This window comes from Clostridium sp. (genome assembly GCF_029267215.1).
In the GTDB taxonomy this organism is placed as follows: Bacteria; Bacillota; Clostridia; order Clostridiales; family Clostridiaceae; genus Sarcina.
In genome coordinates, this window is the sequence record NZ_JARIDH010000042.1 from 102789 (window position 1) to 129032 (window position 26244).

Below are 26244 nucleotides of genomic sequence, written 5' to 3' on the forward strand. Positions count from 1 at the left end.
TGAGAATAATAAAAAAGGAGGTGAAATTTTATGTATGATTTAAAAGAATTAGAAAAACAAGAAACAAAACTAAAAAGTAACATAGAATTAAGTGATAGAGCATATTATGGAAACCACTTAACAGACAACATATTTAGAACAAAAACATCTTATATATCAACAGATTACTTATTATAAATGCACCAAAAAAATTCTCACAATCTAAATTAAAACTAATTTGATTGGTTTTAAGAAAACAAATAACAAAAACTCTATAAATAACATAAAAACCAAATTCAAATTAAAAATTATATTATTTATAGAGTTTCTTATTTTAATATATTGCTATTTTCAACTTAGAAATTCATAAATATTTACTTTAGAAGATTCTTTAAAACCTATCTTCTCATAAAGATTAACAGCTTTTGTATTATCTGATTTAACTTTTATATAAACCTCTTTTAACCCTAGTTTTTTAGCTTGGTTTAACATATATGTAATAAGTGCCTCACCAAACCCTTTTCCTCTAAACTCTTCCAATATTCCAAAATTGGCAACTGTATATTTTCCATTTAATAAAAGCACTTGCCCATATCCAATTTCTACCTTGTTATAAATTATAAAAAATGATAAATCTTCTAAAAAAGCTTTTCTACTGCATTCATAAACTATATCCTTAGTTTTTAAAGGAATTCTATTCTCCTCATAAAAAACTTCATTTTGTATATGACAGCGCAATTTTTCATCTTGTCCCTTAATAAATTTTCTAATTTCTACTTTAGGATTATCTTCTTTATTAAACTCATCTAGTTTTAGAGTCATTATCAAATTAGAAGCCTTCTTTATAAAACCATACATATTCAAATCAAATCCCTCATTTTCTTCATCCTCATATATAAATCTGTCAATTTCAAAGTCTGATTTAACTTCATGTGTAATTTTAAACTCTCTTTTACTATTATTTATGCGAAAAAGATACTTAATATATGCTTCCCTATTAAAGGCATAATCAATTTCCCAAATCATTAAAGGTTTATTATTATAATTCACCTTAAAAAAATAATTTGTAGCAAGCCTCTTTATAGGAAACTTCATAAGTTTTGCATATTTAATAAAATCCCACAACCTTAATCTCACTATTTCCATTTTTAATACCTCTAAAATTTTATAATAATAGTATAAAACAATTACCATGAAAATTCCAGTATAATGGAAATAATTAAAATTAAATTGTGGGATTTTGTTATAAATTATAACTCTTTAATTTTTTCTATAACTTCATTGATTATCCAGTCTGGAGTAGAAGCACCAGCTGTAATACCAATATTTTTTATATTTTCATCCTGTAGAAGTGTTTCATCTAATTCTTTAACATTTTCTATATGATAGCTTCTAGCACATTCTTTTTTGCATATTTCATATAATTTAGTTGTATTAGAACTATTCTTTCCACCTATAACAAAGACTATATCTGATTCCTTTGAAAGTTCTTGTACGCTCTTTTGTCTAACATCAGTTGCTGAGCAAATAGTATTAAAAGCTACAATTTCTTTACTTTCATTTACTATTTCATTTAAAACTTTATTCCAAGTTGATTTTTTTTCAGTTGTTTGAGAAACAACACAAACTTTCATAGGTATATTTTTAAGTTCTTCTTTTCCATTTGTTATTATGGCAGAATCATTACACCATCCATTTATTCCTATAACTTCTGGATGGTTTTCATCTCCTACTATTATTATTTTATATCCTTGTTCATAGCATTTTTTTACCTTCTGTTGGATATTAGTAACATATGGACAAGTTGCATTCTTAACTATTAATCCTTTACCCTCTAAATCTTTTATGACACTTTCTTTAACACCATGAGATCTTATTAAAACAACATCTCCTTGGCTTAAATTATTAGCTCCTAAAAGGTCTATAGCATATATATTATTATCCTCTAAATAGTTAACAACATCATTATTATGTATAAGAGGTCCTAAGGTATATATTTTTTTATCAAATTCTTTTTGATATTTTAAAGCTTCATCAACAGCTCTTTTTACTCCAAAGCAAAACCCTGCATTTTTTGCTAAAGTTATCTTTCTTTCCATAATTATTTCTCCATGTAACTAGATATCTTTTCAACTACTCCCATAATATCTATTCCAGTAGTATCTATTTCAATAGCATCCTCGGCTTTTCTTAAAGGATCTACTTCTCTATTAGAATCTAGATAATCTCTTTTTATTATATCTTGTAATATTTCGTCGTAATTAACCTCTAAGCCATTTTCTTTAAGTTCTTTAAATCTTCTATCTGCTCTCTCTTCTGCACTGGCTGTTAAGAAAAACTTATAGTTAGCATCCTTTAATACAACTGTTCCAATATCTCTTCCATCCATTATAACGCTATATTTTGAAGCCATTTTTCTCATAAGTTCTACTAATTTTTCTCTAACTTCTCTAATTGAAGCAAAAGCAGAAACATTTTTACTTATATTAGGCATAGTGATTTGTGAATTTATATTTTCTCCATTTAATATAAGTTCATCATTTTCAAAATGCATTTCCATTCCATTTATCATTTCTAATAATTTATCAACTTCTTCAGCTGAAATATTATTTTCTAAAGCTTTTAAAGTAACAGCTCTATACATAGATCCTGTGTTTATATACATTAAATCGAATTTTTTTCCTATAATCTTAGCGATTGTACTTTTTCCAGCTCCTGCTGGTCCATCAATAGCAACAGTTATTAATTTGTTCATATTCTTTAATTCCTTTCTCACAAAACATCAATTTTTATTTACCCTATATTTAAATAGACTTTCCTGCTAAATATCCAGTTGATAATGCAATTTGAACGTTATAACCTCCTGTAAAGGCATCAACATCTATAACCTCACCTGCAAAATAAAGATTATCTATAATTTTAGATTTCATAGTTGAAGGGTCTATTTCCTTAGTTGAGACACCACCTGCTGTAACTATAGCTTCTTTAATATCTCTTAGCCCTTTAACTTTAAATGTTAAATTCTTTAAAAGTTGTAAAAGAGTTTTTCTTTCTTCCTTAGTTATTGAGTTAACTTTTTTATTTTCATCTATTCCTGAAAGTTCTATTATAATTGGAATAATCTTTTTAGGAAGTAACTCATCTAAAGAGTTTTTAAAATCTTTATTTTGATATTTTTTAAAATCTTTTTGAAGTCTTAAATCTAATTGTTTATCATCTAAAGCAGGCTTTAAATCAAGTGAAACTTCAAACTTTTCCCCGTCTTTTATGAATCTACTTCCACTTAAAACAAGTGGACCTGAAATTCCAAAGTGAGTAAATAACATTTCTCCTTGATTTGTATAAACAATCTTTTTACTTTTCTTATTTTTTATTTTTAGTTCTATATTTCTAAGAGAAAGTCCTTGAAGTTCACGAACCCAATCCTCTTCTATTTCTATAGGAACTAAGGATGGTTTTGGGTCTATTATTGTATGTCCCATCTTTTTAGCTAAATCAAATCCAATTCCAGTTGAACCAGTCAATGGGTATGATTTTCCTCCAGTTGTTATTATGAAACAATCTCCCTTTATTTTAGTTCCATTTTCTAATACAACTGCCTCTATTTTATTGTTACTAAATATAACATCAATTACTTTACTATGTAATCTAATATTTACACAAGCTTCATCTAAAGCTCTTTTTAAACCACTTATTATATCTGAAGATTTATCTGAATTTGGGAAAACTCTAGATCCTCTCTCTACTTTTAACTTAACTCCTGCATTTTCAAAGAAATTCATTACATCAATGTTTGTATATGTATATAATGCACTATATAAGAAATAAGGATTTCCTGGTATAAAATCAAAAAATTCGCCTATATCTTTTGCATTAGTTACATTACATCTTCCTTTACCTGTAATAAATAACTTCTTTCCTAATCTTTCATTACCTTCTAAAAGAGTAACTTCATGATTAGAAGCTGCAGATATTGCTGCCATCATTCCTGCTGGGCCAGCACCTATAACTATTACTTTAGCCAAAAAAAATCAGCTCCTTAATTTAATTGAATCAAACTAATAATAAACTTTCTTAAATCTATTGTCAAATATAATTAAAACTTACAGATAAATAGCTTTTAGTAGATTTTATCTGTAAGTTTTAATATTTATTATATAAATCAGTATTATTCTATATTGTTTTTATTGTATGAATATACGTTATAATCTTTCCAAATTTTTTCTAATTCATTAAATGTTGAAGTAATCTTCTCTTTTTCTCTTATTCCAACAGCAATGATTAAAGCATTTATAACACTAAGTGGTGCAACTAATGAGTCAACAAAGGATGCCATATTACTTTGTGCTATAAGTGTGTGATCTGATTTAGATGCTAAAGGGGAGATTAAACTATCTGTAATAGAAACAATCTTAGCGTTTCTACTTTTAGCAAATTCTAAGGCATCTATTGTTTTTAAGGCATATCTTGGGAACCCTATACCTATAACTAAATCTCCTTCTCCTAAGTTAAGCATTTGTTCGAATGTGTCACTTATACCATTTGATATTACTCTTACATTATCTAGTATTAGATTTAAATAAAAACCTAAAAACTCGGCAAGGGCTGTTGAACTTCTAAGACCTATTATATATATTCTATTAGCTTTAAATATTTCATTTACAACTTCATCAAAAGTTTTATGGTTTATTTTTTCTAATGTAGCTCTTATATTTTCTATATCAGCCTTCAAAACTCCTTTTAATGCATTGTCTTCACTTATAAAATCATTTGATAGTTCTAATCTCTGAACTGAAGTTAATTTGTTTTTTATTAACTCTTGTAATGCTTTTTGTAATTTAGGATATCCTGAAAATCCTAATTCAGTTGCAAATCTAACAACAGTTGATTCACTAACTCCTACATTATTACCAAGCTTAGCAGCAGTCATAAAAGCTGCTTTATCGTAGTTTTTTAATATATATTCAGCTATAAGCTTTTGTCCTTTACTAAGTTTTGGAAACTTAACTTGAATTAATCTCATTAAATCTTGATTTCCATCCATATTTTTTAATCCTCTCTCATCTTATTTAAACTTGTTTTAATTCCCTATATTACTTTTAAAAACTTAATTTACTTTCAAAAGTTAGATTTTTAAAGTTAGAAGTTTTTTCCTATATATTATATATAAATTTTAATTGCTTATTTAAACTTTTTTTCAATTACAACTAAGGAAGGAGCATTCTTAGCTCTATTTATAAACTCAGTATGAAGTACACCGTATTTGTTTTTAGGAAGAGATTCAACTAGGTTAAGAACTTCATTCTTTTCCCTTTTTCCTTCTTCATGTCCACTATAAAGAGCTATTATCATTATTCCATTAGCATCTAATAAATCTAACCCTAGATTTATGCTTTTTAATGTACTTTCAGCCACTGTAGTAATATGTTTATTATTGCCTGGAAGATATCCTAAGTTATATACTATACATTGAACATCTTCTTTAATATATGTAGTGAAATTTTCATGAGAATCTAATATAACATTAACATTTCGTTTGTTTTTTTCATTATATGAATTTACAGCCTCTTTTTGTATATCAAAAGCATAAACTTTTTCAAATAAATCACTTAAAAAATCACAATCATGCCCGTTTCCTAAAGTTGCATCAATTGCAACCTTCTTTTCTTCTATAAATGTAGTAATTATATTATGATAAATATTACTTACATCTGTTACATATTTAAACATATATATTATAGAGATTTTATATATTTAACTTCTTCAGGGGTTAAATATCTCCATTCTCCTTTCTTAAGATTCTTAAGATTTAATTTTCCTATACGCTCTCTTTTAAGAGAAACAACCTCATGATTGAAAGCTGCACACATTCTTCTTATCTGTCTATTCTTTCCTTCATGGATTATTATTTTAACTTTTGAACTATTAGTATATTTATCTAAAATTTCAATTTCACAATCTGCTGTCTTATAATCTCCTATATCAACACCTGATCTGAACTTTTTCATCTCATCTTCTGTGAATACACCTTTTACTAAAGCTATGTATTCCTTGTTCAAATTAACTCTCGGGTGTATTATTTTATTATAAACATCACCATCATTAGTTAATAAAAGAAGTCCTGAACTATCATAATCAAGTCTTCCTATTGGGTATATTCTTTCATTAACCTTAACTATATCTAAAATAGTCTTTCTATTTTTCTCATCTTTGTTTGTTGTTACATATCCCTCTGGTTTATTAAGCATTATGTAAACTTTATTTTCTTCTGGCTTTATAACTTTATTATTAAAAGTTACAACATCTATTTCTGGATCAACCTTAGTGCCAAGTGAATCAATAACTTCATCATTAACTTTTACTTTTCCACTTAAAATTATCTCTTCACATTTTCTTCTTGATGCAACGCCACATCTAGCCATATATTTTTGCAATCTTTCTTCCATTTTACACACTCCAGATCTTAATTTATACTATAATTTTAAAGAAATATGCTTTAAAATGCAATATTTATTTAAAGTTATTGCATTTTTTCTCTTAAAAAGCGAAATATATATCTATATATTAACAAATTTGAGAGGAAATAATTCATATTATACAAGAATTATGTCCATTGAATAATTCCTACTATTTTGCTATACTTTTAAAAAGAGGTGATATTATGGAAAAACTTTTATTTGGAATTTCAGGCCTTCCAATAGGTGAAGAAGGTCAAAAATTCAATTATGCCACTGGAATAAATTATTTGAAAAATATAGGATTAGATGCAATGGAATTACCATTTGTTAGATCTGTAAATATTACAGCTAAAAATAGAGATAAGATAATAGAATCTAAAGAAAAAAATGATTTTTATCTTTCAGCACATGGTTCTTATTTTATAAATTTAAACGCAGTAGAAGAGGAAAAAAAAGAAAAATCTCTTGAGAGAATATTAAAAGGAGCTGAAGCTTTAAAAAGTGTTGGGGGAAGAAGTTTAATATTCCATCCAGGTTTCTATTTAAAATCTTCAAAAGAAGAGGCTTTAAAAGAAATAAAGAAAAATCTAAAAAAATTACCTTATGAGGGTGTTGATTATAGATTAGAAACAACAGGAAAAGGAACACAATTTGGTAATATACAAGAACTAGTTGAAATATGTAAAGAAGTTCCTTCTTGCAAACTATGTATAGATTTCTCTCACATACATGCAAGAGGAATAGGAGCCTTAAAAGATTATAAAGATTTTGCAGAAATTTTAGAATATATAAAAGATAACTTAGGAATGGAAGCTTTAGAAGATTTACATATTCATATGTCTGGAATTCATTACACAGATAAAGGAGAAAGAAATCATCTTCCCTTTTTAGAAAGTGATTTTAATTATGTAGAATGTTTAAGAGCTCTTAAAGATTATAAAGTAAAAGGCTGCATAATATGCGAAAGTCCACTTTTAGAAAAGGATGCTCTATTATTAAAAGAAACTTATGAAAAATTATAAGATAGGATAAATATCCTATCTTATATAAATAACTTTAAGCTATTAGTATATGATGAATGTTATTAGCAGCAATATCCTCCATTTCCGAATCCACCACATCCTAATAAATATAACCATATTAGAGGGAAACCACAATTTCCAAATCCACCGCAGTTTCCAAAGCCGCCATAATTACCGTATCCACCACAGTTACCATACCCACAACAATTATTTCTGCATCCACATCCACAATTTCTTCTGCAACAATTACATCCACAACAACATTTTCTTGACATAATAGTTCACCTCATTTCTTTTGTATAGTACAGTATATTCAATAAATCACAATTTGTTAATTACTTTAAGTAAGATTTTAGGTTATACTTATAATATAAAAAGTAAAATTGGAGGTGAGGTACTTTTGAATAAAAGAACTAGAATGGTTGCCCCAAGGAATATTATAAATGCTAAGCAGCTATATTCTTTCTATGTATTAAAAGAACTTTCAAAAGGACATGAAATTTTCGGAAATAAGGTTTTAGAAGCTTTTAGAGATGAGTTTTCTAGCGCACCACTTCCATTTCCAGTATCATCTAGCACAATTTACGATACCTTATATGATTTAGAGCAAAAAGGATTAGTAACAAGCTACTGGATTGGTGATGATTTCATAAATAAAAGAACAAAAAAAATGTATAAAATAACTGATGAAGGAAAAGAATATTATAAACTTCATGTAGCAGATTATGTTGATGCTTTAAAGAAAAATAAATCTATAATAGATATTCTAATTAAAATGCTAACAAACTAAATATATAAAAAGCTAAGTAAATTAAATTTACTTAGCTTTTCTATCTATATATACAATTATTATATTTCACACTGAATATCTCTATACTTATGATACCTTTTATCTAGTAGTTCTTCTATGCTTATACCTTTTATTTCTAAAAGTTCATCTAATATAGATTTCTTTATATTTTGAGCTACCTTAGAAGGATTCTTATGAGCTCCTCCTCTAGGTTCTCTTATAATCTTATCTATTATATTAAATCTTTTTAAATCTTGTGCTGTGATTTTCATAACTTTTGCAGCCTCTTCGGCTTTAGTAGAATCTTTCCATAGTATAGATGCAAAACCTTCTGGAGAAAGAATGGAATATACCGAATTTTCAAGCATATACAATTTATCAGCCACAGCTAAGGCTAAAGCACCCCCACTTCCACCTTCTCCTATAATTATTGAAAATATAGGTACCTTAAGACCCATCATCTCTACTAAATTCTGAGCAATCGCCTGTCCTTGACCTCTTTCTTCTGCACCTATGCCACAAAAGGCCCCTGGTGTATCAACAAAACAAATTATAGGTCTTTTAAATTTTTCTGCTTGTTTCATAAGTCTTAAAGCTTTTCTATATCCTTCAGGATGAGGCATACCAAAATTTCTTCTTATATTTTCCTTAGTATTCTCTCCTTTACATATTCCTATAACAGTAAAACTTACATTATTTAACATGGCAATACCACCAATTATGGCAGAATCATCACCAAAGTTTCTATCACCATGCAATTCTATAAATTCATCAAAAATTTCATCAATATAAAATTTAGCATTCGGACGCCCTGGATCCCTTGCTATTTTTACTTTACTCCATGCATCTGCTGTTCTTATTAGTTCTCTACTCATAATTCACCTCATGCATTCTTAAAAGAGAAGTTAAAATTTGCTTTAATTCTTTTCTCTCAACTATTTTATCAATGAATCCTTTTTCAAGTAAGAATTCTGCAGTTTGAAAATTATCAGGTAATTTTTCATTTATTGTACCCTCAATTACTCTTCTACCTGCAAATCCAACTAAACATCCAGGTTCACTTAGTATAATATCACCTTCCATGGCAAAACTAGCAGTAACTCCTCCTGTGGTAGGATTAGTTAGCACAGTAATATATAATAAATTTTCTTGGCTATGTCTATATATGGCTCCACTAACCTTTGCCATTTGCATAAGAGAATATATTCCCTCCTGCATTCTAGCACCGCCAGAACAAGTAAATATTATTAAAGGAAGTCTATTTTTAGTAGCATATTCAATGGCTCTAGTAATTTTTTCACCAATAGCTGTCCCCATGCTTCCCATCATAAAATTTGAATCCATGACACAAATAACTACTTTTCTATCTGCTATATTCCCTTCTCCTGTTACAACACCTTCTGTTATATTACTTTTTCTTTGATATCCCTTAATTTTTTCATCATATCCTTTAAAATTCAAAGGGTTTTTCCCAATCATATCCTTATCAAATTCAATAAAACTATTCTTATCAAGTATATGCTCAATTCTTTCATAAGCACCTAATTTAAAGTGATTTCCGCAATTATTACACACATTAAAATTTTCTTTTAAATCTTCTGTATATAATATCTTTCCACATTTTTCACACTTAGTCCACATACCAGAAGGTATATTAGGTTTTTCTTCAGAATGTAAATCAGTTTCTTTTAAATCTACAGAGCTAACCATTATATATTTTCTTTTATTTAATAAATTCTTAATCATACTTATCCACCAACTTTTCAGCTAAAAATGAAGTATTGTAAGTTCCTTTAAGAAATTCTTCATGTTCTAATATTAAAAAATGATAATCTATGTTATTTGTTATACCATCAATAGCAAATTCATCTAAAGCTCTCATCATTTTAGAAATAGCCTCTTTTCTATCTTTACCATGAACTATTAACTTACCAATCATAGAATCGTAACAGTGAGGTATTTTATAACCTGAATATATAGCTGTATCTAAACGCACTCCAAAGCCACCAGGAAAATTTACATCCTTTATTAATCCAGGACATGGCATAAAGTTTTTCTTAGGATCTTCAGCATTTATTCTACACTCAATTGAATGACCTGTTATTTTTATGTCTGATTGTGAAACTTCAAGTTTTCTTCCCGCTGCAACTCTTATCTGTTCTTTAACAAGATCTATTCCTGTTATCATCTCTGTTATAGGATGCTCAACCTGAATTCTAGTATTCATTTCCATGAAATAGAATTCCCCTGATTTATCTAATAAAAACTCTATTGTTCCAACGTTATTATAATTAACAGCCTTGGCGGCTCTTACTGCTATTTCTCCTAATTTATTTCTTTGTTCTTCAGTCAATATGCTTGAAGGAGCCTCTTCTAGAACTTTTTGATTTTTTCTCTGAACTGAACAATCTCTTTCAAATAGGTGAACAGCATTTCCATGTTTATCACATAAAAGTTGAACCTCTATATGCTTAGGTTTTTCAACAAACTTTTCTATATAGATTTTATCATCCCCAAAATTTGTCGCAGCTTCTGATTTTGCAGTATTATAGTTTGAAATAAAATCTTCTTCTCTATTAACTATTCTTATTCCTTTTCCACCACCACCTGAAGAAGCCTTAACTATTACTGGGAAACCAATTTTCTTAGCAATTTCTAAGGCAAACTCTGGACTCTCTATTGCACCTTCATATCCAGGAACAACAGGCACATTTGCCTTTTTCATTATTTCTCTTGCCATAGCCTTATTTCCCATAAGTTCTATAGATCTCCAGTTTGGTCCTATAAATTCTATATTACACTCTTCACACATTTTCGCAAATCTTGGATTCTCAGATAAAAAACCAAAACCAGGATGAATAGCTTCAGCCCCTGTTAAAACACAAGCACTTAATATATTTTGAATATTTAAATAGCTTTCCTTTGAATTCCAAGGTCCTATACAAATAGATTCATCAGCCAATTGTACATGAAGAGCGTCCTTATCTATTTCTGAATAAACAGCAACAGTAAGTATTCCCATCTCTCTACAAGCTCTTATTATTCTAACTGCTATTTCACCTCTATTTGCTATTAATATCTTTTTAAACATAATTAAATCACCTAACCTATTGCAAACATAATTTCTCCAGAACAAGCGATTTTACCATCAACAGTAGCTGTAGCTTTACCAAATCCAATGCTTCCTCTAAGTTTTATAATTTCAACTTCAAGTCTTAATGTATCTCCAGGTAAAACTTGCTTTTTAAATCTTAACTTATCTATTCCTGCAAAAAATGGAGTTTTTCCTTTAAACTCTTCTTTATTAAGAAGAGCTATTGCACCAGCTTGTGCTAAGGCTTCAACTATTAAAACTCCTGGCATAACAGGATAGTTTGGAAAATGACCTTGAAAAAAAGGTTCATTAGCTGTTACATTTTTATATGCAACAACCTTACTCTCTGTTATTTCTTCAACTTTATCTACAAGTAAAAAAGGATATCTATGAGGAAGTATTTCCTTTATCTCATTTATATTCATCATAATTAAGCTCTCCTAACTTTAAATAATGGCTGACCATATTCAACCATATTTCCATTTTGAACTAATACTTCTACTATTTCACCAGCTATTTCACTTTCAATTTCATTCATAAGCTTCATAGCTTCAATTATACATAAAACATCCCCAAAAGATATTTTACTTCCTACTGAAACATAGCTAGGTTCTCCAACACCTGGTGATTCATAAAATGTACCTACCATTGGAGAAGTTACTAAATATAAATCTTCTTCTGAAACAACCTTCTTCATTTCTTCTTTTACTTCTTCTGAAACTTCTTTAGATTTTTTAGAAGAAACTAAGGATTCTTCATTATCAACTTCTTTTGCTTCTAAAGTTTTAGAAACCTTATTTTCTTCTTTTAAACTTCTAGTTAATGATTTATCCATTTTAATATATGAATTGTCTACTTTAACTTCAAAATAAGCAATATTAGAAGAATCTATTTTTTCTATAAGCTCTTTTATGTCATTAAGATTCATTTTTTCAACTCCTAATCCCATTTCTTAAATAATAAAGAGGCATTATGACCACCAAAACCTAATGCATTATTTAATACATATTTTAACTTAGCTTCTCTACCTTCATTTACAACATAATCTAAATCACACTCTTCATCTTTAACTTTATAGCCTATTGTAGGTGGTATAAATCCTTCTTCTAAAGCTTTTATACAAATTACTGATTCTATTGCCCCAGCAGCTCCTAAAAGATGTCCTGTCATAGACTTAGTTGATGAGACTGGTATATCATATGCTTTTTCTCCAAAACATCTCTTTATAGCAGTTGTTTCAAATTTATCATTTAAAGGAGTACTAGTTCCATGAGCATTTATGTATGAAACTTCATCCTTATTTATATTTCCTTCTGAAATTGCATTTTCTAAAGATCTCATTGCCCCTTCTCCTTCAGGATCTGGTGATGTTATATGATAAGCATCGCATGTAGCTCCATAACCTATTATTTCGCCATAAATTTTAGCACCTCTTTTTTTAGCACTTTCCAAACTTTCTAAAATTAATATTCCTGCCCCTTCACCCATGACAAATCCAGATCTTTCTTTATCAAAAGGAATTGAAGCTCTATTTGGAATATTATTAGTATTTAATGCTTTAAGATTAGTAAATCCAGCAATGGACGCTCTTGTTATTGCAGCCTCTGCTCCTCCAGAGATAATTATATCTGAATAACCATGTTTTATATTTCTATAAGCATCTCCTATAGAACTTATACCTGTTGCACAGGCTGTAACAACTGATTCACATATACCTTTTGCCCCATATTTAATAGCTATATTTCCAGCAACTAAGTTTATTATTCCAGCAGGAATTGCAAAAGGAGAAACTCTAGATGGTCCTTTATTTAATAAAACATCAAATTGATTTTCTAAAGTTTTATATCCACCTATTCCAGATCCTATAATAACACCAACTCTATTTCTATCTATATTTTCATCATTCAAATCTAAGTTAGCGTCTTTAATAGCCTCTTCTGTGGCAACAAGTGCAAAATGAGTAAATCTATCTAAACGTTTAGCTTCTTTTTTATCAATAAAATCTTCTACATTAAAATTTTTAACTTCCCCTGCTATTTTAACTTTATAATCAGTTGTATCAAAAAGAGTTATCTCATCAATTCCACAAACTCCTTTTTTTGCATTATTCCAAAATTCATTTACATTATTTCCAATAGGAGTGACAGCTCCCATCCCCGTTATAACAACTCTATTTTCCATAAAAAATCCTCCTACATTACCATTCCACCATCAACATTAATTACCTGACCTGTTATATAATTTGATAAATCTGATGCTAAAAATCCTACTAAGTTTGCAACATCATCTGGATTCCCAAGTTTCTTTAAAGGAATATTTTTAGCTGCTTCCTCTTTAACTTTATCTGATAGTCCTTTTGTCATATCAGTATTTATAAATCCAGGTGCTACTGCATTTACAGTTATTCCTCTACTTCCTAATTCTCTTGCTAAGGATTTAGTTAACCCTATAACTCCAGCCTTAGAAGCTGCATAGTTAACCTGGCCTGCATTGCCTGTTATTCCAACAACAGATGTCATGTTTATAATCTTACCAAACTTTTGTTTCAACATTATGGCAGAAGCATGCTTTGCACAATTAAATGTACCTTTTAAATTAACATCTATTACATTATCAAAATCCTCTTCTTTCATTCTCATAATAAGAGTATCTTTTGTTATTCCAGCATTGTTTACAAGTATATCTATTTTTCCAAACTCATCTTTACATTTATCAATAAGATTTTTAGAATCTTCAAAATTACTTATATCACACTTAACAGTTAGAACTTTTACTCCCTTTTCTTTAAGTATAGCTTTTAATTCCTCTGCTTCTTTATCTGAATTTCTATAGTTTACAACTATATTAACTCCTTGATCTGCCAATTTTAAAACAATTGCTCTTCCAATTCCTCTAGTACCACCAGTTACTATTGCTACTTTATCTTTTAACATATTTTAAATTACCTCCATCTCTTTTAATTTTGATAATGTTTTGTCTAATGAATTTAAATCTTCAACATTAAGAACTGTAACATTTTTATCTATCTTTTTAACAAATCCACTCAATGCTTTACCAGGCCCTATTTCTATAAAAGTATCAACGCCAGCATCAATCATATTTTGTATGTCATTTATAAATAAAACAGATTTTTTTACTTGAGAAGTTAAAAGTTCAATTATACTATCATCCTCTGAGTATGCTTCTCCTTTAACATTAGACATAACAGTTCCATTTATTTTATTTATTTTAATATTTTCTAATTCTTGTTCAAGTTTTTCAGCTGCTGGCTGTAGCATTGAACAATGGAATGGTGCTGAAACTGGAAGTTTAATAGCTCTTCCTCTAGCCTCTTTTACAAATTCAATTGCTTTCTCTAAAGCCTTTAATTCTCCAGATATAACTATCTGAGCAGGTGAGTTATAGTTTGCACCTTCAACAATTCCAAATTCAGAACTTTTTTTTATTACTTCATCTACTTGTTCTTTATTCATTCTTAAAACTGCAACCATGCCACCTTTTCCTTCTTCAACAGCTTCTTGCATGAATTTCCCTCTTTTTTTAACTAGTTTTACTCCATCCTCAAAATTAATAGCACCACTATGGATAAGTGCAGAGTATTCTCCTAGACTTAAACCACAGCTTATATCAGAGTTTATTCCTAATTTTTTTAATACTGATAATATAGCCATATTTGTTGTTATTATTGCAGGTTGAGTGAATTCAGTTTTATTTAATAATCCTTCTTTATCGTTAAAACATAATTCTTTCATATCTATTCCTAATGCATTACTACTTATTTCAAATATTTCTTTACTTTCATCAAATTTATCAAAGAATTCTTTTCCCATACCTACATATTGAGCTCCCTGCCCAGCAAATAAAAATCCTAGTTTAGCCATTAAAAATACCTCCTAAAACCATTTTGATTTAAAAACTTATTAATTTTATAAATAAAACAGATTATAATCTAACCAAAGTAGCTCCCCAAGTTAAGCCACCACCGAAACCAACTAATATTATATTATCGCCTTTTTTTATTTTTCCGCTTCTTACAGCCTCACAAAGTGCTATTGGAATACTTGCACCAGAGGTATTACCATAATTATTTAAGTTTAGTACAAACTTATCTGTTGAAATATTTAGTTTTTTACCAACATAATCTATTATTCTTAAGTTTGCTTGGTGTGGAATTATTGCATCTATATCATCTATTTTAATATTTTCTTTTTCTAATATATCTAAAATACTTTCTTCCATTACTTTGGTAGCAAATTTAAATATTTCTCTACCATTCATTTTTATGTAATTTTCAACAACATCATTCTCAGGTTTAAATGGATTATTAAGTGGTAATCCTTGAATAATAAGTGAATCTCCTTTAGATCCATCTGATTTAACATTTACACATCTTATTCCACAATCATCTTCAGTTGAAGTTAAAACCGTAGCCCCTGCTCCATCTCCAAACAAAACACAACTTCCTCTATCTTCCCAATTTAATGACTTTGATAAAGTTTCAGCTCCTATTATCAATGCATTTTTAGCTTCTCCTGACATTATTAAAGATCTTCCCATCTTAAGTGCATATATAAATCCAGTGCAAGCTGCATTTATATCGAAAGCCCATGCATTTTTAGCTTTTAATTTATCTTGTACAATACAAGCTGTTGAGGGTGTAAAATTATCTGGTGTTACAGTAGCTAATATTATTACATCTATATCATCTGGATTTAATCCTGCTTCTTCTAAAGCTTTCATAGAAGCTTTCGTTGCTAAGTCTGATGTATTTTCCCCAGTTGAAATATATCTTCTTTCTATACCAGTTCTACTTCTAATCCACTCATCGCTAGTATCTAAAAATTCTTTTAATCTTTCATTTTCTATTAAATTTTCAGGTGTGTACAAGCCGAAGCCTATCATTTTAGCATTTTTCATTATTAAATCTCCTTTGATTTTATAAGTTCTAGCTTCTTTAAAAAGAACTTATCTAGCTTCTCTAAAGAACTTATTAAAACCTCCTCTTCATCAACACACAGTTCCTCTAGAACGTGCTCTATCATTTCTTCATGAAAAGTTTCATGTACTTTATAAGCTAAAGTTCCTCTTTCTGTAAGCTCTATCATAACAACTCTTCTATCTTCTTCTATTCTTCTTCTATTAACATAGCCTTTTTTTATTAATTTGTTTATAGCCGTTGTTAATGTCCCTACAGTAATATTTAAATCAAGTGCAACCTCTGACATTGTTCTTGATTTATTTATCCCTATAGCTTCTATAGTATGCATTTCTGTTATAGATAAATCATTAAAAGGTGCACTTTTTAGCGCAAATTCCTCTATTCTTAAAATATTATTAAATAATTTTACTAAAACATTGTTTAACACTAATTCGCTTTGTTTCATCTTAAAACGCTCCCTTACAATCAAAAATTTAGATATCAATTTTCAAACATTTTGAATATCAAATCAAATATTTTGATATTCAAAATATACTATAATCAATTTAAATTGTCAACTCTTCTATTTTTTATTTAAAAAGCTCATAGGAGAAAAATCCTACGAGCTTACTATTTTAAACATCTTCTGGTCTAAATGATATTAATAGATTTTCTCTTTTGCTATTTAAATATCTATACTTTATATTTGCTTTTTCAAACATAAGTTTAGATGCTTTTACAATATCTGTTTCTTTATATTTATCTGATAAATAAATTACTTCTTTTATTCCAGACTGAATTATCGCTTTAGCACACTCATTACATGGAAATAAAGTAGCATAAACTCTGCAATTTTTAACACTTTTACCTGTACTATTTAAAATTGCATTAAGTTCTGCATGACATGCATATGCATATTTTGTATCTAGGAATCCTCCTTGATTTTCCCAAGGTAATTCATCATCTGAACACCCTTTAGGAAAGCCATTATATCCAATTCCAACTATTTTATTATCATCATCTACAATGCAAGCTCCAACTTGTGTATTTGGATCTTTACTTCTCTTTGCACTTATAAGTGCAATCCCCATGAAATATTCATCCCATGAAATGTAATCTTCTCTTTTGCTTTTCATGTTACCCCTCCTAAAAAGAACTTAACACTAATTTAAATGTTTTTTATATTTTTTTCAAGGGGATATAAACCATTTATTGATAATTTATGAAAAATACTATGCTATTCTCTAATGTTTATTACCTTTTTAGGACATTTATCTTTACAAATTCCACATGAAGTACATTTTTCATAATCAATTTTTGCAAGGAAATTTTCAACTTTAATTGCTTCATTTGGGCAATTTTTCTCACATATTTTACATCCTATACATCCTGTTGAGCAGTTTTGATTTACTAATTTTCCAGCATCATTTGAATTACATTTGATGGTAACTTTGTTATTATCTTTTATAATACTTATTAGATTTTGTGGACAAGCATTTACACAGGCTTTGCAACCTACACATTTTGATTCATCAACTTTTGCTAATCCATCCTCAATTTTAATAGCTCCAAACTTACATACAAAAGCACATTTTCCTAATCCAAAACATCCATAATTACATCCAGCTACTTCATTATTAGATATGAATTCCTTAGCTTCATCACAGCTAATTCCAGATGGAAGATTAAGAACAATCTTCTTTTTATTACAATCTCCATTACATTTTACATATGCAACATTTTTTTCAACTTCTTTTACTTTAACTCCTAAAACTTCTCCTATAGCCTTAGCTACGCTTGGCCCACCAACTCCACACAAAGTTGCATCTGCCCCATCTTCAACAACAGCTGTAGCGTATGCATCGCATCCTGGATATCCACACCCTCCACAGTTTGCACCAGGTAATATTTCTCTTATTTTTGGAATTTTTTCATCAACTTGAACTTCAAATTTTTTAGAGGCAAATCCTAAAAGAATTCCAAACAAAAAACCTAAAATCCCCAAAATAAAAATTGAATATAAAATACTTATAAAATCCATATAACTCTCCTCCTAATCTATATAAGTCCTTGGAATCCTAAAAATGCTATAGACATAAGTGCTGCCGTAAAAAGAGTTATTGGTAATCCTCTAAAATATGGATGAATTTCTTCATTATCACCTATTTTTTCTCTTAAAAATGACATTAATACAATTGCAAGCATAAATCCGCCAGAAGCCCCTAAGGCATGGACTAACGATTGAATAAATGTATATCCTTCTTCAACATTTGTAACGGCCATACCTAAAACTGCACAGTTTGTTGTTATTAAAGGAAGAAATATACCTAAAGCTTTATAAAGACTTGGGCTATATTTCTTTACAACCATCTCAACAAATTGAACTAAAGATGCTATAACAAGTACAAATACTATGGTTTTTAAATAAGTTATACCTAATTTATCTAAAACCAAGTTATAAACAAGCCAAGATATAGCACTTGCTAAAATCATTACAAAGGTAACTGCAAATCCCATACCTACTGCAGCCTCCTTCTTTTTAGATACACCTATAAATGAACAAATTCCTAAGAATTTTGATAATACAAAATTATTTACAAACATTGCTCCAATAAAAATAAGAAATAATTCCTTCATTTATTTCACCTCTAATCTCTAAATTTAAGATTTCTTTCCACAGCCTGAGCATGTGCTACAATTATGTTCTAAACATTTAGCTTTTGAACCTTCTTTTTCTGCTTTCTTTATATTTCTATAATTTAAGAAAGTCATTAATGAGCCTAAAGTTAAGAAGGCACCAGGTGCTAAAATCATTATAGTAGCTGGCTTAAAACTACTTGGCATAATACTCATTCCTAAAAAAGTACCAGCTCCTAATATTTCTCTAAATGTTCCTATTGAGAAAAGAGCAATTGTAAAACCTATTCCCATTCCAATTGCATCAAATATTGAAGGAATAACTGGATTTTTTGATGCATAAGCTTCTGCACGTCCTAATATTACACAGTTAACGACTATAAGCGGAATAAATATTCCAAGTGATTTATAAAGTGATTGAACATAGGCATTCATAAGCATATCAACTATTGTAACAAATGAAGCTATGATAACAATATAAGCTGGTATTCTTATTTTACTTGGAATAAATTTTCTTAAAGCCGATATTATCATATTAGAAAATACTAAAACAATTGTAGAGGCAATTCCCATACCTACTGCATTTTCTACACTTGAAGTAACTGCAAGTGTAGGACACATAGCTAACACTTGAACAAATATTGGATTTTCACTAACTATACCATTTTTTAATCTTTCAAATAAAATCTTCACCTTTTTCACCTCATTAATTTCCTAAATTATTATTATAAAAATTAAGTACATTTGTAACTCCTTTTATAATAGCCATAGAACTTTTAGTAGCTCCTGTTATGGCATCAACATTTAGTACTTCTCCATAAACACTCATATCAATTTCTTCTGTATTTTCTTTAATATTTGTCTTATCTAATGCTGATATTCCAATAAATTCATTTAAAAATTCTTCTTGTTCAATAAGATCTCCAAGACCAGCTGTTTCTTTATGATTTATTATTTGAACACCAGTTATTATTCCTTCTAAAGAAAGACCAACTCCAAAAGTTATAGGATTATCTTTATACATTCCAACCTGACTTCCTTCTATAGCATATCCAACTTCTCTTCCATCTTTAGAAACTAAATAAACTTTATTTATACCTTCTTCTAAATTTATAGTAAGTTCTTTCATTTCACCATGAAGATTTAATTTTTTTAAGTTTAATTCTTTTACTTCTACTACTTCTTCACCTAAGATATTTCCCTTTAAAAAATTCAAAGCATCTTTAATCCCACTTAATACAGCATTTGAAGAAATAGTAGCTCCTGTTAACCCTTGAATTTCAGTATTATTTTTAGGGCTACTTTTAACAATTTTAACCTCTTCTTTTATTCCTATCCCTTTGAATTTATCTGTAAATTCTTTTTCTTCAACTCTAGCTCCAAGTCCTGGAGTTTCAGCTTGTGATAATATTTTTATTCCACTAATTTCACCTTCATTACTTATGCCTACAACCATATCAATTGCTCCATTAAAGCCTTTAGGAGAAACCTTTAAAACAAATCCTTCAGTATTAGAATCTTTTTTTGCCTCATAAACTTCAGAAACTTTAGAATCCTCTGATTTTTCAAAGGCATAATCTTCTATTTTGTTAGCATTAGGTAAAATTTCCTTTAAATCATCTGAACTTAACTTTGAATTTTGAGCTATAACCTCCTTAGTAAAATCATTAGCTACCCCTAATAAGAGACCTGCAAATGATGTTATCAAAAAAAGTATAAGTCCTAATTTTAGATTTTCCCTCATAAATAAAATCTCCTCCTATAAATAACATAATATTTAAAAATCTAAAATCATTAGTAATCTGATTTTTTTATCTTTAAGTTTACTAATTTACTTCCTTTGAATAATATTAGATATATGTTATTCCTTTAACATAAACTTACTTCTAAGCCTATATTAAAAGGTAGTATATTAATCTTAAAAATATTACAAAAAATAAAAAAACATAAGACTAAATTTGTATAGTCCTATGTTTTTCTTTTAATTTATAATACTAAAAAGTTCTTATTAATATATATATCTTTTTTCTATGCTTGATTCAGATATTATTGGAGAAATATCTATCTTAAGTTTTGAATCCTTAGTTAAGTTTTCCATAGATATTATTGTTATGTTCATATTAGCTTTTCCAAGTATTTTAACTGGAGTGTTATTACAAAAAATCACACTTCTTTCTTTAAATCTTCTATAAACCAATCTAAATATATCATAGAATATATTGTTTTTTATTTCTCTTGCTACTCCAAGACCATGAACATTACCACATTCTATAATTCCTATTTCCATATCTTTATCAGCTTTAAATAAACAGCCATATCCTATATTTTGTCCTTTAGCTACTTTATAAGTATTTACTGGCTTTGCGTAATATTCATAAGTTTTCTTTATTCCTTTATTGAATCCTATGTATCCATAAAGAACATTTCCAGCCCTTGCCCCTGTTGTGAAATCACAAGCTTTTCTAAGTTCATCATTAACTATGGCACTAGATGCCATACAATGAATAACTTTTACTTTATCCACATATTTCTCAGCAGTATTTTTAAATACATTTATCTGATTTAAAGTATAATTTACATCTTTAGCATTATGTAAATGAGTGTATATTCCCTCTATCTCTATGTTAGGAAAATCTTTCTCCACTCTATTAATAAAATCATCTAGTCTTGATGGTTTTATTCCCATTCTATTCATACCTGTATCTACATATATATGTACTCTTTTTTTCGTATTCTTTGGAAGTTTATCTAATATCTCTTCATTATCTAAAGTTAGTATTAGATTTTCTCTTTCATCCTTAAAATCTTCCTCTGTACATAAAGGAGAAAGTATAAGTATATCCTTATTTATATCTTTTAAAAGTAAACTTTCCTCTATGTTACCTACTGCAATTATATCAACCTTATCCTCTATGAATTTAGCTATTTCTACACTACCTAATCCGTAAGCATCTCCTTTTATAACAGATATAAGTTTTTTGTCACCTATAAGCTTACGTATAACATTTATATTATTTTCTATGCTTTTTAAATCAACATCACACCAAAAAAAATTACTCATGCTTAATCCTCTTTCTAACTAAAATTACATTTTATATAATATCATCTTTTTAAGAATATTTGAATATAGTCATTATTTATATTAAATAATAACATAATTTCAAAGTTGTTTTCTACAATAAACTTTTAAAACCTAAGCTTAATAGAAACTCTAAACTGATTATTAAGATGGTCATAAAGTTCTATCTAAAATCATCAACACTAGTTTAAAACAGAACCTAAAATAAAAAAACCTCTACTTAAAAAGTAGAGGGTAAACTAAATTCCTACGTAAGCCTTATTTAAGACTCAAAAATATTATATTCTATTAAAGTATATTTTATTCATATTTTAAAATTCAAAATTATTTTTTATCTTTTTTTAACATTTCTCCAATGGCTGCTATACTTCCTAAAGAAGAAAGTGTTTCGTTTGGCAATATAAGTTTATTTGCTGGATTATTAGCCATTTCTTTTAAGGCTTCAATTTGTTTTAATGCAATTACTGTTTCATTTGTTCCAGATTCAATTATTGAAGTGTTTATTCTAGCAATGGCTGCAGCTTCTGCTTTAGAAACCTCTTCAATAGCTTTTGCTTTACCTTCAGCTTCAAGAAGTTGAGATTCTTTCATACCTTCTGCATGTCTAATATTTGCTTCTTTTTCAGCCTCGGCTTTTAAAATCTTAGCTTGTTTCTCTGCTTCAGCTTTTGCAATCTCACTTTGTTTTAAACCTTCAGCTTGTAATATTGTAGCCCTTTTATCTCTTTCAGCTTTCATTTGCTTTTCCATGGCATCTTGTATTTCAGCAGGTGGAATTATGTTCTTAATTTCTACAGATAATATTTTTATTCCGTAAGCATCTGTAATAGAATCTATAATAGTTAAAAGTTCTAAGTTTATTTTATCTCTTCCTGATAAAACTTCGTCTAAAGTCATATTACCTACAATATTTCTCATGTTTGTTATAGTTGAATAAACTATACCTGATTTAAAATCTTCTATGTTATAGACTGCATCTTTTGCATTTAAAATTTTATAAAAAATAACATTATCAATTTCAATTTTAACGTTGTCTTTAGTTATAACATATTGAGGTGGTATATCTAATATTTGTTGCTTTGTTGATATTTTCTTTCTAACAAAATCAGCAAATGGGATAATTAAATGCCATCCAGGTTCTAAAATTTTACTAAATTGTCCAAAACGTTCTAATACATAAACATACCCTGTATTTACAACCTTAATTGAAGAAAGTGCTGCAAAAACTACGATTAATAATAAAATTATAATAATTATAGTAGCTACCATAAGTAACCCCTCCTATTTCTCTTTTTTTACTAAAATTTTATTTCCTTCTATTCCAACAATTTTAACTTCTGTCCCTTTTTCTAAAGGACCGCTAAGACTTTTGAATGTCCAGTAAATCCCATCAAATTTTACTAGCTCTGATAAATTAACATCTTTATCTAGTGTTAATTTTCGTCCTATATAAGACTCTTCCATTGTCTTAGTTCCTATATTATCTACTTTAATTTTCTTTTTAATCTTTGGATAGACGTAGAAGAAAAAGAAAATTGTTATAACAGAAAAGAACAGAAATTGGAATATTACATTAACATTAAAAAATGCTAATACTATTCCTATTAAAGCACCAAATGAAAATCCTACAAAAAGAACATCTGAACTTAAATAATCAATTATCACACCTAATAAAATGACTACTAACCAAAGCCATACCATTCACTTACCCCCTTTTTTTATTTTTTTATTAATATTTTATTAAATTTTACTTAATTATACAATTCAAACAATATTTTTTCAAGTACTATTAATCACTTTTTAAAATATTATTTATAAACATATTATATAGTATAAAAAACATTATTAGTCATTGGTTGATTTTATTTAATTTTCACATTAATATTTATAATATAAAAGTATTTAGTAAAAGTTTCTATGGTAATTATTATATATGTTTTTAAATTAAAATTTATTTTAAAGTAATATTAATTTTGAACATAAATATATAGAAATATTTTTAAGCATTTTAAAATTTAATTTACTATTTAAGAATAACAGTTTAATAAAGAAAGTTTATTTGACCTTAAATTACTTTCTTCAATTTAAAATATTCTATCTTAAAATAAATTTATATTAGGATAAAGTATTCTTATATAGAAATACTAAAAATAAAAACAACTGGAGATGATATTATGGATTTCATAAAAGTGGGTGCAGCTTCACCTAAAATAAAGATAAGCGACACAAAATATAACCTTAAAGAAATAGAGTCTATGATTTCAAAAGCTGTGGAAGAAGAAGTTAAACTTATAGTATTCCCTGAGCTTTGTATATCAGCATATACTTGTGGGGATTTATTTACAAACCAAAAACTAATAGACAATTGTAATTTAGCATTAGAGAGTTTAGTTGAATTTTCTAAAGGAAAAGATATTTTAATAGCTGTTGGTGCTCCTTTATTATATAGATATTCATTATATAACTGTGCTTATATTATTTTAAATGGAAAGGTACTTGGAATAGTTCCTAAAAGCTATATTCCAAACTACTCAGAATTCTATGAAAAAAGATGGTTTACTGAAGGTCTTAATATAAAAGGGCTAAATGTTAGCCTTCCATTCCAAGAAGAAGTTCCCTTTGGAACTGATTTAATATTCTCATGTGGAGATTTAAAGGTTGGATTTGAAATATGCGAAGATTTATGGGTAACTATACCACCTAGCTCAAATTTAGCCCTTATGGGAGCTAATGTAATTTGTAATCTCTCAGCTTCAAATGAGCTTGTATCTAAAAGTTCTTATAGAAAATCCTTAGTTCAAAATCAAAGCGCCAGAACAATGAGTGCTTATATATATTCTTCAGCAGGTGTTCATGAATCTACTACTGACTTATTATTTAGTGGACATATGCTAATTGCTGAAAATGGATCTATCCTAAAGGAAAATAAAAGATTTAAAAGAGAAAATGATTTATTAACAGGAATTATTGATTTATTTAAATTAAATGCAGAAAGAACTAAAAACATAAGTTTTAGAAATTCTACTTTTAATGAATCTACAGAGCCAAGATTTATACCATTTACTTTTGAAAGTATAAAAATAAGTAATTTTGATAGAGAAATTGATAAGCATCCATTTATACCAAAATCTAAGTATGCTATAGAAGAGAGATGTGAGGAAATACTTAATATACAAGCCTCATCCCTTGCAAAAAGATTAGAACATACCAATTTAAAGAAAGCTGTAATTGGTATATCTGGAGGATTAGATTCTACCCTTGCCCTATTAGTAGTTGTTAAAACCTTTGATCTTTTAAATATTAAAAGAGAAAACATAATAACTGTAACTATGCCAGGTTTTGGTACAACAGATAGAACTTACAATAATGCAGTTGCTTTATGTAAGGAGCTAAATTGTGATTTTAGAGAAATAAATATTGTTAAGGCTGCCCTTCAACATTTTGAAGACATTGGACATAATAAGGATATTCATGATGTTACTTACGAAAATGTTCAAGCAAGAGAAAGAACTCAAATTCTTATGGATATAGCTAATAAAGAAGGTGGACTTTTAATAGGTACTGGAGATTTATCTGAGTTAGCCTTAGGATGGTGTACTTATAATGGAGATCATATGTCTATGTACTCTGTTAACTGTTCAATACCTAAGACCTTGGTAAGATTCTTAGTTAAATACTTTGCAAATAATGAAATTTCAGAGTCAGCTAAGTCTGCACTTCTTGATATATTAGATACACCTGTAAGTCCAGAGTTACTTCCAAAGGATAAAGAAGGAAAAATCACTCAGAAAACTGAAGATATTGTTGGACCATATGAACTTCATGATTTTTATCTTTATCATTTTATAAAACATGGATCAACTCCAGAAAGAATATTATTCTTAGCTAAAAATGCCTTTAAAAATGATTATGATGAAGAAACTTTAAGAAAATGGTTAGATAAATTTACAAGAAGATTCTTCACTCAACAATTTAAGCGTTCTGCTCTTCCAGATGGTCCTAAAGTTGGGACAATATCACTTTCTCCTAGAGGAGATTGGAGAATGCCATCTGACGCAGTTTATAATGATTTTTTAATTTAAAATTTTAATTATTAATTAATCTTTTAAAACCTTTCAACTTGTTAAGATTTTTTCTTTTTAAATTGAAAGGTTTTTATCTTTTTTATAAATTTCACATATCTATATAAATTTTATAATTTTAATGTAATTTAAATTTGTAGAAATAAAAGTACTTTTATAAAAGGAAAATAATTGAATATTATCCA

General features: G+C 28.2%; 30 protein-coding genes. 4 read left to right on the top strand and 26 right to left on the bottom strand.

What is annotated here, in order from left to right:
- Positions 1–30: 30 nt before the first annotated feature.
- Positions 31–177: a hypothetical protein gene (locus tag Q1K13_RS07350; RefSeq protein WP_300348938.1), complete on the top strand. Its 147-nt coding sequence runs from the start codon at positions 31–33 to the stop codon at positions 175–177.
- Positions 178–330: 153 nt separating this feature from the next.
- Here Q1K13_RS07350 and Q1K13_RS07355 read toward each other — a convergent pair whose 3' ends face one another.
- The 7 genes from Q1K13_RS07355 to Q1K13_RS07385 all read right to left on the bottom strand — a co-directional run bounded on the left by Q1K13_RS07355 (position 331) and on the right by Q1K13_RS07385 (position 6425).
- Positions 331–1125, bottom strand: a complete 795-nt coding sequence (locus Q1K13_RS07355; RefSeq protein WP_300348941.1) for a GNAT family N-acetyltransferase — start codon at positions 1123–1125, stop codon at positions 331–333.
- 104 nt (positions 1126–1229) lie between these two features.
- Positions 1230–2078, bottom strand: coding sequence for a 4-hydroxy-3-methylbut-2-enyl diphosphate reductase (locus tag Q1K13_RS07360; protein WP_300348944.1), 849 nt, complete (start codon positions 2076–2078; stop codon positions 1230–1232).
- Between the two features lie 2 nt (positions 2079–2080).
- Positions 2081–2734 (bottom strand): (d)CMP kinase, encoded by a 654-nt coding sequence (gene cmk / locus Q1K13_RS07365; protein ID WP_300348947.1) that lies wholly within the window; start codon positions 2732–2734, stop codon positions 2081–2083.
- Between the two features lie 49 nt (positions 2735–2783).
- The gene (locus tag Q1K13_RS07370) at positions 2784–4004 is read right to left on the bottom strand and encodes a BaiN/RdsA family NAD(P)/FAD-dependent oxidoreductase (RefSeq protein ID WP_300348950.1); all 1221 of its coding nucleotides are present in this window, start codon (positions 4002–4004) and stop codon (positions 2784–2786) included.
- 143 nt (positions 4005–4147) lie between these two features.
- Positions 4148–5023 (bottom strand): MurR/RpiR family transcriptional regulator, encoded by an 876-nt coding sequence (locus Q1K13_RS07375; RefSeq protein WP_300348953.1) that lies wholly within the window; start codon positions 5021–5023, stop codon positions 4148–4150.
- Between the two features lie 137 nt (positions 5024–5160).
- The gene (gene mnmM / locus Q1K13_RS07380) at positions 5161–5709 is read right to left on the bottom strand and encodes a tRNA 5-(aminomethyl)-2-thiouridylate-methyltransferase MnmM (RefSeq protein WP_300348956.1); all 549 of its coding nucleotides are present in this window, start codon (positions 5707–5709) and stop codon (positions 5161–5163) included.
- A gap of 5 nt (positions 5710–5714) precedes the next feature.
- Positions 5715–6425 carry a pseudouridine synthase gene (locus Q1K13_RS07385; RefSeq protein ID WP_300348959.1) on the bottom strand — a complete coding sequence of 237 codons (711 nt, stop codon included), beginning with the start codon at positions 6423–6425 and terminating at the stop codon, positions 5715–5717.
- A gap of 215 nt (positions 6426–6640) precedes the next feature.
- On the opposite strand from Q1K13_RS07385, the gene Q1K13_RS07390 reads away from it, so the two are divergent.
- Positions 6641–7459 (top strand): TIM barrel protein, encoded by an 819-nt coding sequence (locus Q1K13_RS07390; RefSeq protein ID WP_300348962.1) that lies wholly within the window; start codon positions 6641–6643, stop codon positions 7457–7459.
- A 62-nt stretch (positions 7460–7521) separates the two neighbouring features.
- Here the strand turns inward: Q1K13_RS07390 and Q1K13_RS07395 are convergent, their stop codons facing one another.
- Positions 7522–7734: a hypothetical protein gene (locus Q1K13_RS07395; protein WP_300348965.1), complete on the bottom strand. Its 213-nt coding sequence runs from the start codon at positions 7732–7734 to the stop codon at positions 7522–7524.
- Between the two features lie 125 nt (positions 7735–7859).
- Here Q1K13_RS07395 and Q1K13_RS07400 point away from each other — a divergent pair, with 125 nt between their 5' ends.
- Complete coding sequence (locus Q1K13_RS07400; protein WP_300348967.1) at positions 7860–8249, top strand: PadR family transcriptional regulator; 390 nt, start codon at positions 7860–7862, stop codon at positions 8247–8249.
- 59 nt (positions 8250–8308) lie between these two features.
- Here Q1K13_RS07400 and Q1K13_RS07405 read toward each other — a convergent pair whose 3' ends face one another.
- The 18 genes from Q1K13_RS07405 to Q1K13_RS07490 all read right to left on the bottom strand — a co-directional run bounded on the left by Q1K13_RS07405 (position 8309) and on the right by Q1K13_RS07490 (position 23678).
- Positions 8309–9124 (bottom strand): acetyl-CoA carboxylase carboxyltransferase subunit alpha, encoded by an 816-nt coding sequence (locus Q1K13_RS07405; protein WP_300348970.1) that lies wholly within the window; start codon positions 9122–9124, stop codon positions 8309–8311.
- Positions 9117–9995 carry an acetyl-CoA carboxylase, carboxyltransferase subunit beta gene (gene accD / locus Q1K13_RS07410; protein ID WP_300348972.1) on the bottom strand — a complete coding sequence of 293 codons (879 nt, stop codon included), beginning with the start codon at positions 9993–9995 and terminating at the stop codon, positions 9117–9119. The genes Q1K13_RS07405 and accD overlap by 8 nt, the downstream gene beginning before the upstream one ends.
- A complete protein-coding gene (locus Q1K13_RS07415) occupies positions 9988–11340 on the bottom strand; it encodes an acetyl-CoA carboxylase biotin carboxylase subunit (RefSeq protein WP_300348975.1) in 1353 nt (450 codons plus the stop codon). The genes accD and Q1K13_RS07415 overlap by 8 nt, the downstream gene beginning before the upstream one ends.
- Positions 11341–11351: 11 nt before the next feature.
- On the bottom strand, positions 11352–11771 hold the full coding sequence (gene fabZ, locus Q1K13_RS07420; RefSeq protein ID WP_300348978.1) for a 3-hydroxyacyl-ACP dehydratase FabZ: 420 nt from the start codon (positions 11769–11771) through the stop codon (positions 11352–11354).
- A gap of 2 nt (positions 11772–11773) precedes the next feature.
- On the bottom strand, positions 11774–12271 hold the full coding sequence (accB, locus tag Q1K13_RS07425; protein WP_300348980.1) for an acetyl-CoA carboxylase biotin carboxyl carrier protein: 498 nt from the start codon (positions 12269–12271) through the stop codon (positions 11774–11776).
- A gap of 11 nt (positions 12272–12282) precedes the next feature.
- Positions 12283–13524, bottom strand: coding sequence for a beta-ketoacyl-ACP synthase II (gene fabF, locus Q1K13_RS07430; protein WP_300348982.1), 1242 nt, complete (start codon positions 13522–13524; stop codon positions 12283–12285).
- 11 nt (positions 13525–13535) lie between these two features.
- Positions 13536–14276 (bottom strand): 3-oxoacyl-[acyl-carrier-protein] reductase, encoded by a 741-nt coding sequence (gene fabG, locus Q1K13_RS07435; RefSeq protein ID WP_300348985.1) that lies wholly within the window; start codon positions 14274–14276, stop codon positions 13536–13538.
- A gap of 3 nt (positions 14277–14279) precedes the next feature.
- Positions 14280–15224, bottom strand: a complete 945-nt coding sequence (fabD, locus tag Q1K13_RS07440) for an ACP S-malonyltransferase (protein ID WP_300348988.1) — start codon at positions 15222–15224, stop codon at positions 14280–14282.
- 61 nt (positions 15225–15285) lie between these two features.
- The gene (locus Q1K13_RS07445; RefSeq protein WP_300348991.1) at positions 15286–16260 is read right to left on the bottom strand and encodes a beta-ketoacyl-ACP synthase III; all 975 of its coding nucleotides are present in this window, start codon (positions 16258–16260) and stop codon (positions 15286–15288) included.
- Between the two features lie 2 nt (positions 16261–16262).
- Complete coding sequence (locus Q1K13_RS07450) at positions 16263–16727, bottom strand: MarR family winged helix-turn-helix transcriptional regulator (protein ID WP_300348994.1); 465 nt, start codon at positions 16725–16727, stop codon at positions 16263–16265.
- Between the two features lie 169 nt (positions 16728–16896).
- On the bottom strand, positions 16897–17397 hold the full coding sequence (locus Q1K13_RS07455) for a deoxycytidylate deaminase (protein WP_300348997.1): 501 nt from the start codon (positions 17395–17397) through the stop codon (positions 16897–16899).
- A 101-nt stretch (positions 17398–17498) separates the two neighbouring features.
- A complete protein-coding gene (locus Q1K13_RS07460) occupies positions 17499–18302 on the bottom strand; it encodes an RnfABCDGE type electron transport complex subunit B (RefSeq protein ID WP_300349000.1) in 804 nt (267 codons plus the stop codon).
- Positions 18303–18319: 17 nt separating this feature from the next.
- Entirely contained in the window at positions 18320–18898 is a 579-nt protein-coding gene (locus Q1K13_RS07465; protein ID WP_300349001.1) for an electron transport complex protein RnfA, read from the bottom strand.
- A gap of 24 nt (positions 18899–18922) precedes the next feature.
- On the bottom strand, positions 18923–19591 hold the full coding sequence (locus tag Q1K13_RS07470) for an RnfABCDGE type electron transport complex subunit E (protein WP_300349003.1): 669 nt from the start codon (positions 19589–19591) through the stop codon (positions 18923–18925).
- A 13-nt stretch (positions 19592–19604) separates the two neighbouring features.
- Positions 19605–20642: an RnfABCDGE type electron transport complex subunit G gene (locus tag Q1K13_RS07475; protein ID WP_300349005.1), complete on the bottom strand. Its 1038-nt coding sequence runs from the start codon at positions 20640–20642 to the stop codon at positions 19605–19607.
- A 264-nt stretch (positions 20643–20906) separates the two neighbouring features.
- Positions 20907–21959 (bottom strand): alanine racemase, encoded by a 1053-nt coding sequence (locus tag Q1K13_RS07480; RefSeq protein WP_300349007.1) that lies wholly within the window; start codon positions 21957–21959, stop codon positions 20907–20909.
- A gap of 342 nt (positions 21960–22301) precedes the next feature.
- Positions 22302–23246, bottom strand: a complete 945-nt coding sequence (locus Q1K13_RS07485) for an SPFH domain-containing protein (protein ID WP_300349010.1) — start codon at positions 23244–23246, stop codon at positions 22302–22304.
- 12 nt (positions 23247–23258) lie between these two features.
- Entirely contained in the window at positions 23259–23678 is a 420-nt protein-coding gene (locus Q1K13_RS07490; protein ID WP_300349012.1) for an NfeD family protein, read from the bottom strand.
- A 473-nt stretch (positions 23679–24151) separates the two neighbouring features.
- On the opposite strand from Q1K13_RS07490, the gene Q1K13_RS07495 reads away from it, so the two are divergent.
- Complete coding sequence (locus tag Q1K13_RS07495; protein ID WP_300349014.1) at positions 24152–26059, top strand: NAD(+) synthase; 1908 nt, start codon at positions 24152–24154, stop codon at positions 26057–26059.
- Positions 26060–26244: the final 185 nt, after the last annotated feature.

Excerpts from the sequence above, each read along its gene's own strand:
- Q1K13_RS07350 (WP_300348938.1), top strand. The coding sequence starts at position 31 with ATGTATGATTTAAAAGAATTAGAAAAACAAGAAACAAAACTAAAAAGT.
- Q1K13_RS07355 (WP_300348941.1), bottom strand. The coding sequence starts at position 1,125 with ATGGAAATAGTGAGATTAAGGTTGTGGGATTTTATTAAATATGCAAAA.
- Q1K13_RS07360 (WP_300348944.1), bottom strand. The coding sequence starts at position 2,078 with ATGGAAAGAAAGATAACTTTAGCAAAAAATGCAGGGTTTTGCTTTGGA.
- cmk (WP_300348947.1), bottom strand. The coding sequence starts at position 2,734 with ATGAACAAATTAATAACTGTTGCTATTGATGGACCAGCAGGAGCTGGA.
- Q1K13_RS07375 (WP_300348953.1), bottom strand. The coding sequence starts at position 5,023 with ATGGATGGAAATCAAGATTTAATGAGATTAATTCAAGTTAAGTTTCCA.
- mnmM (WP_300348956.1), bottom strand. The coding sequence starts at position 5,709 with ATGTTTAAATATGTAACAGATGTAAGTAATATTTATCATAATATAATT.
- Q1K13_RS07385 (WP_300348959.1), bottom strand. The coding sequence starts at position 6,425 with ATGGAAGAAAGATTGCAAAAATATATGGCTAGATGTGGCGTTGCATCA.
- Q1K13_RS07390 (WP_300348962.1), top strand. The coding sequence starts at position 6,641 with ATGGAAAAACTTTTATTTGGAATTTCAGGCCTTCCAATAGGTGAAGAA.
- Q1K13_RS07395 (WP_300348965.1), bottom strand. The coding sequence starts at position 7,734 with ATGTCAAGAAAATGTTGTTGTGGATGTAATTGTTGCAGAAGAAATTGT.
- Q1K13_RS07405 (WP_300348970.1), bottom strand. The coding sequence starts at position 9,124 with ATGAGTAGAGAACTAATAAGAACAGCAGATGCATGGAGTAAAGTAAAA.
- accD (WP_300348972.1), bottom strand. The coding sequence starts at position 9,995 with ATGATTAAGAATTTATTAAATAAAAGAAAATATATAATGGTTAGCTCT.
- Q1K13_RS07415 (WP_300348975.1), bottom strand. The coding sequence starts at position 11,340 with ATGTTTAAAAAGATATTAATAGCAAATAGAGGTGAAATAGCAGTTAGA.
- fabZ (WP_300348978.1), bottom strand. The coding sequence starts at position 11,771 with ATGATGAATATAAATGAGATAAAGGAAATACTTCCTCATAGATATCCT.
- accB (WP_300348980.1), bottom strand. The coding sequence starts at position 12,271 with ATGAATCTTAATGACATAAAAGAGCTTATAGAAAAAATAGATTCTTCT.
- fabF (WP_300348982.1), bottom strand. The coding sequence starts at position 13,524 with ATGGAAAATAGAGTTGTTATAACGGGGATGGGAGCTGTCACTCCTATT.
- fabG (WP_300348985.1), bottom strand. The coding sequence starts at position 14,276 with ATGTTAAAAGATAAAGTAGCAATAGTAACTGGTGGTACTAGAGGAATT.
- fabD (WP_300348988.1), bottom strand. The coding sequence starts at position 15,224 with ATGGCTAAACTAGGATTTTTATTTGCTGGGCAGGGAGCTCAATATGTA.
- Q1K13_RS07445 (WP_300348991.1), bottom strand. The coding sequence starts at position 16,260 with ATGAAAAATGCTAAAATGATAGGCTTCGGCTTGTACACACCTGAAAAT.
- Q1K13_RS07450 (WP_300348994.1), bottom strand. The coding sequence starts at position 16,727 with ATGAAACAAAGCGAATTAGTGTTAAACAATGTTTTAGTAAAATTATTT.
- Q1K13_RS07455 (WP_300348997.1), bottom strand. The coding sequence starts at position 17,397 with ATGAAAAGCAAAAGAGAAGATTACATTTCATGGGATGAATATTTCATG.
- Q1K13_RS07460 (WP_300349000.1), bottom strand. The coding sequence starts at position 18,302 with ATGGATTTTATAAGTATTTTATATTCAATTTTTATTTTGGGGATTTTA.
- Q1K13_RS07465 (WP_300349001.1), bottom strand. The coding sequence starts at position 18,898 with ATGAAGGAATTATTTCTTATTTTTATTGGAGCAATGTTTGTAAATAAT.
- Q1K13_RS07475 (WP_300349005.1), bottom strand. The coding sequence starts at position 20,642 with ATGAGGGAAAATCTAAAATTAGGACTTATACTTTTTTTGATAACATCA.
- Q1K13_RS07480 (WP_300349007.1), bottom strand. The coding sequence starts at position 21,959 with ATGAGTAATTTTTTTTGGTGTGATGTTGATTTAAAAAGCATAGAAAAT.
- Q1K13_RS07485 (WP_300349010.1), bottom strand. The coding sequence starts at position 23,246 with ATGGTAGCTACTATAATTATTATAATTTTATTATTAATCGTAGTTTTT.
- Q1K13_RS07490 (WP_300349012.1), bottom strand. The coding sequence starts at position 23,678 with ATGGTATGGCTTTGGTTAGTAGTCATTTTATTAGGTGTGATAATTGAT.
- Q1K13_RS07495 (WP_300349014.1), top strand. The coding sequence starts at position 24,152 with ATGGATTTCATAAAAGTGGGTGCAGCTTCACCTAAAATAAAGATAAGC.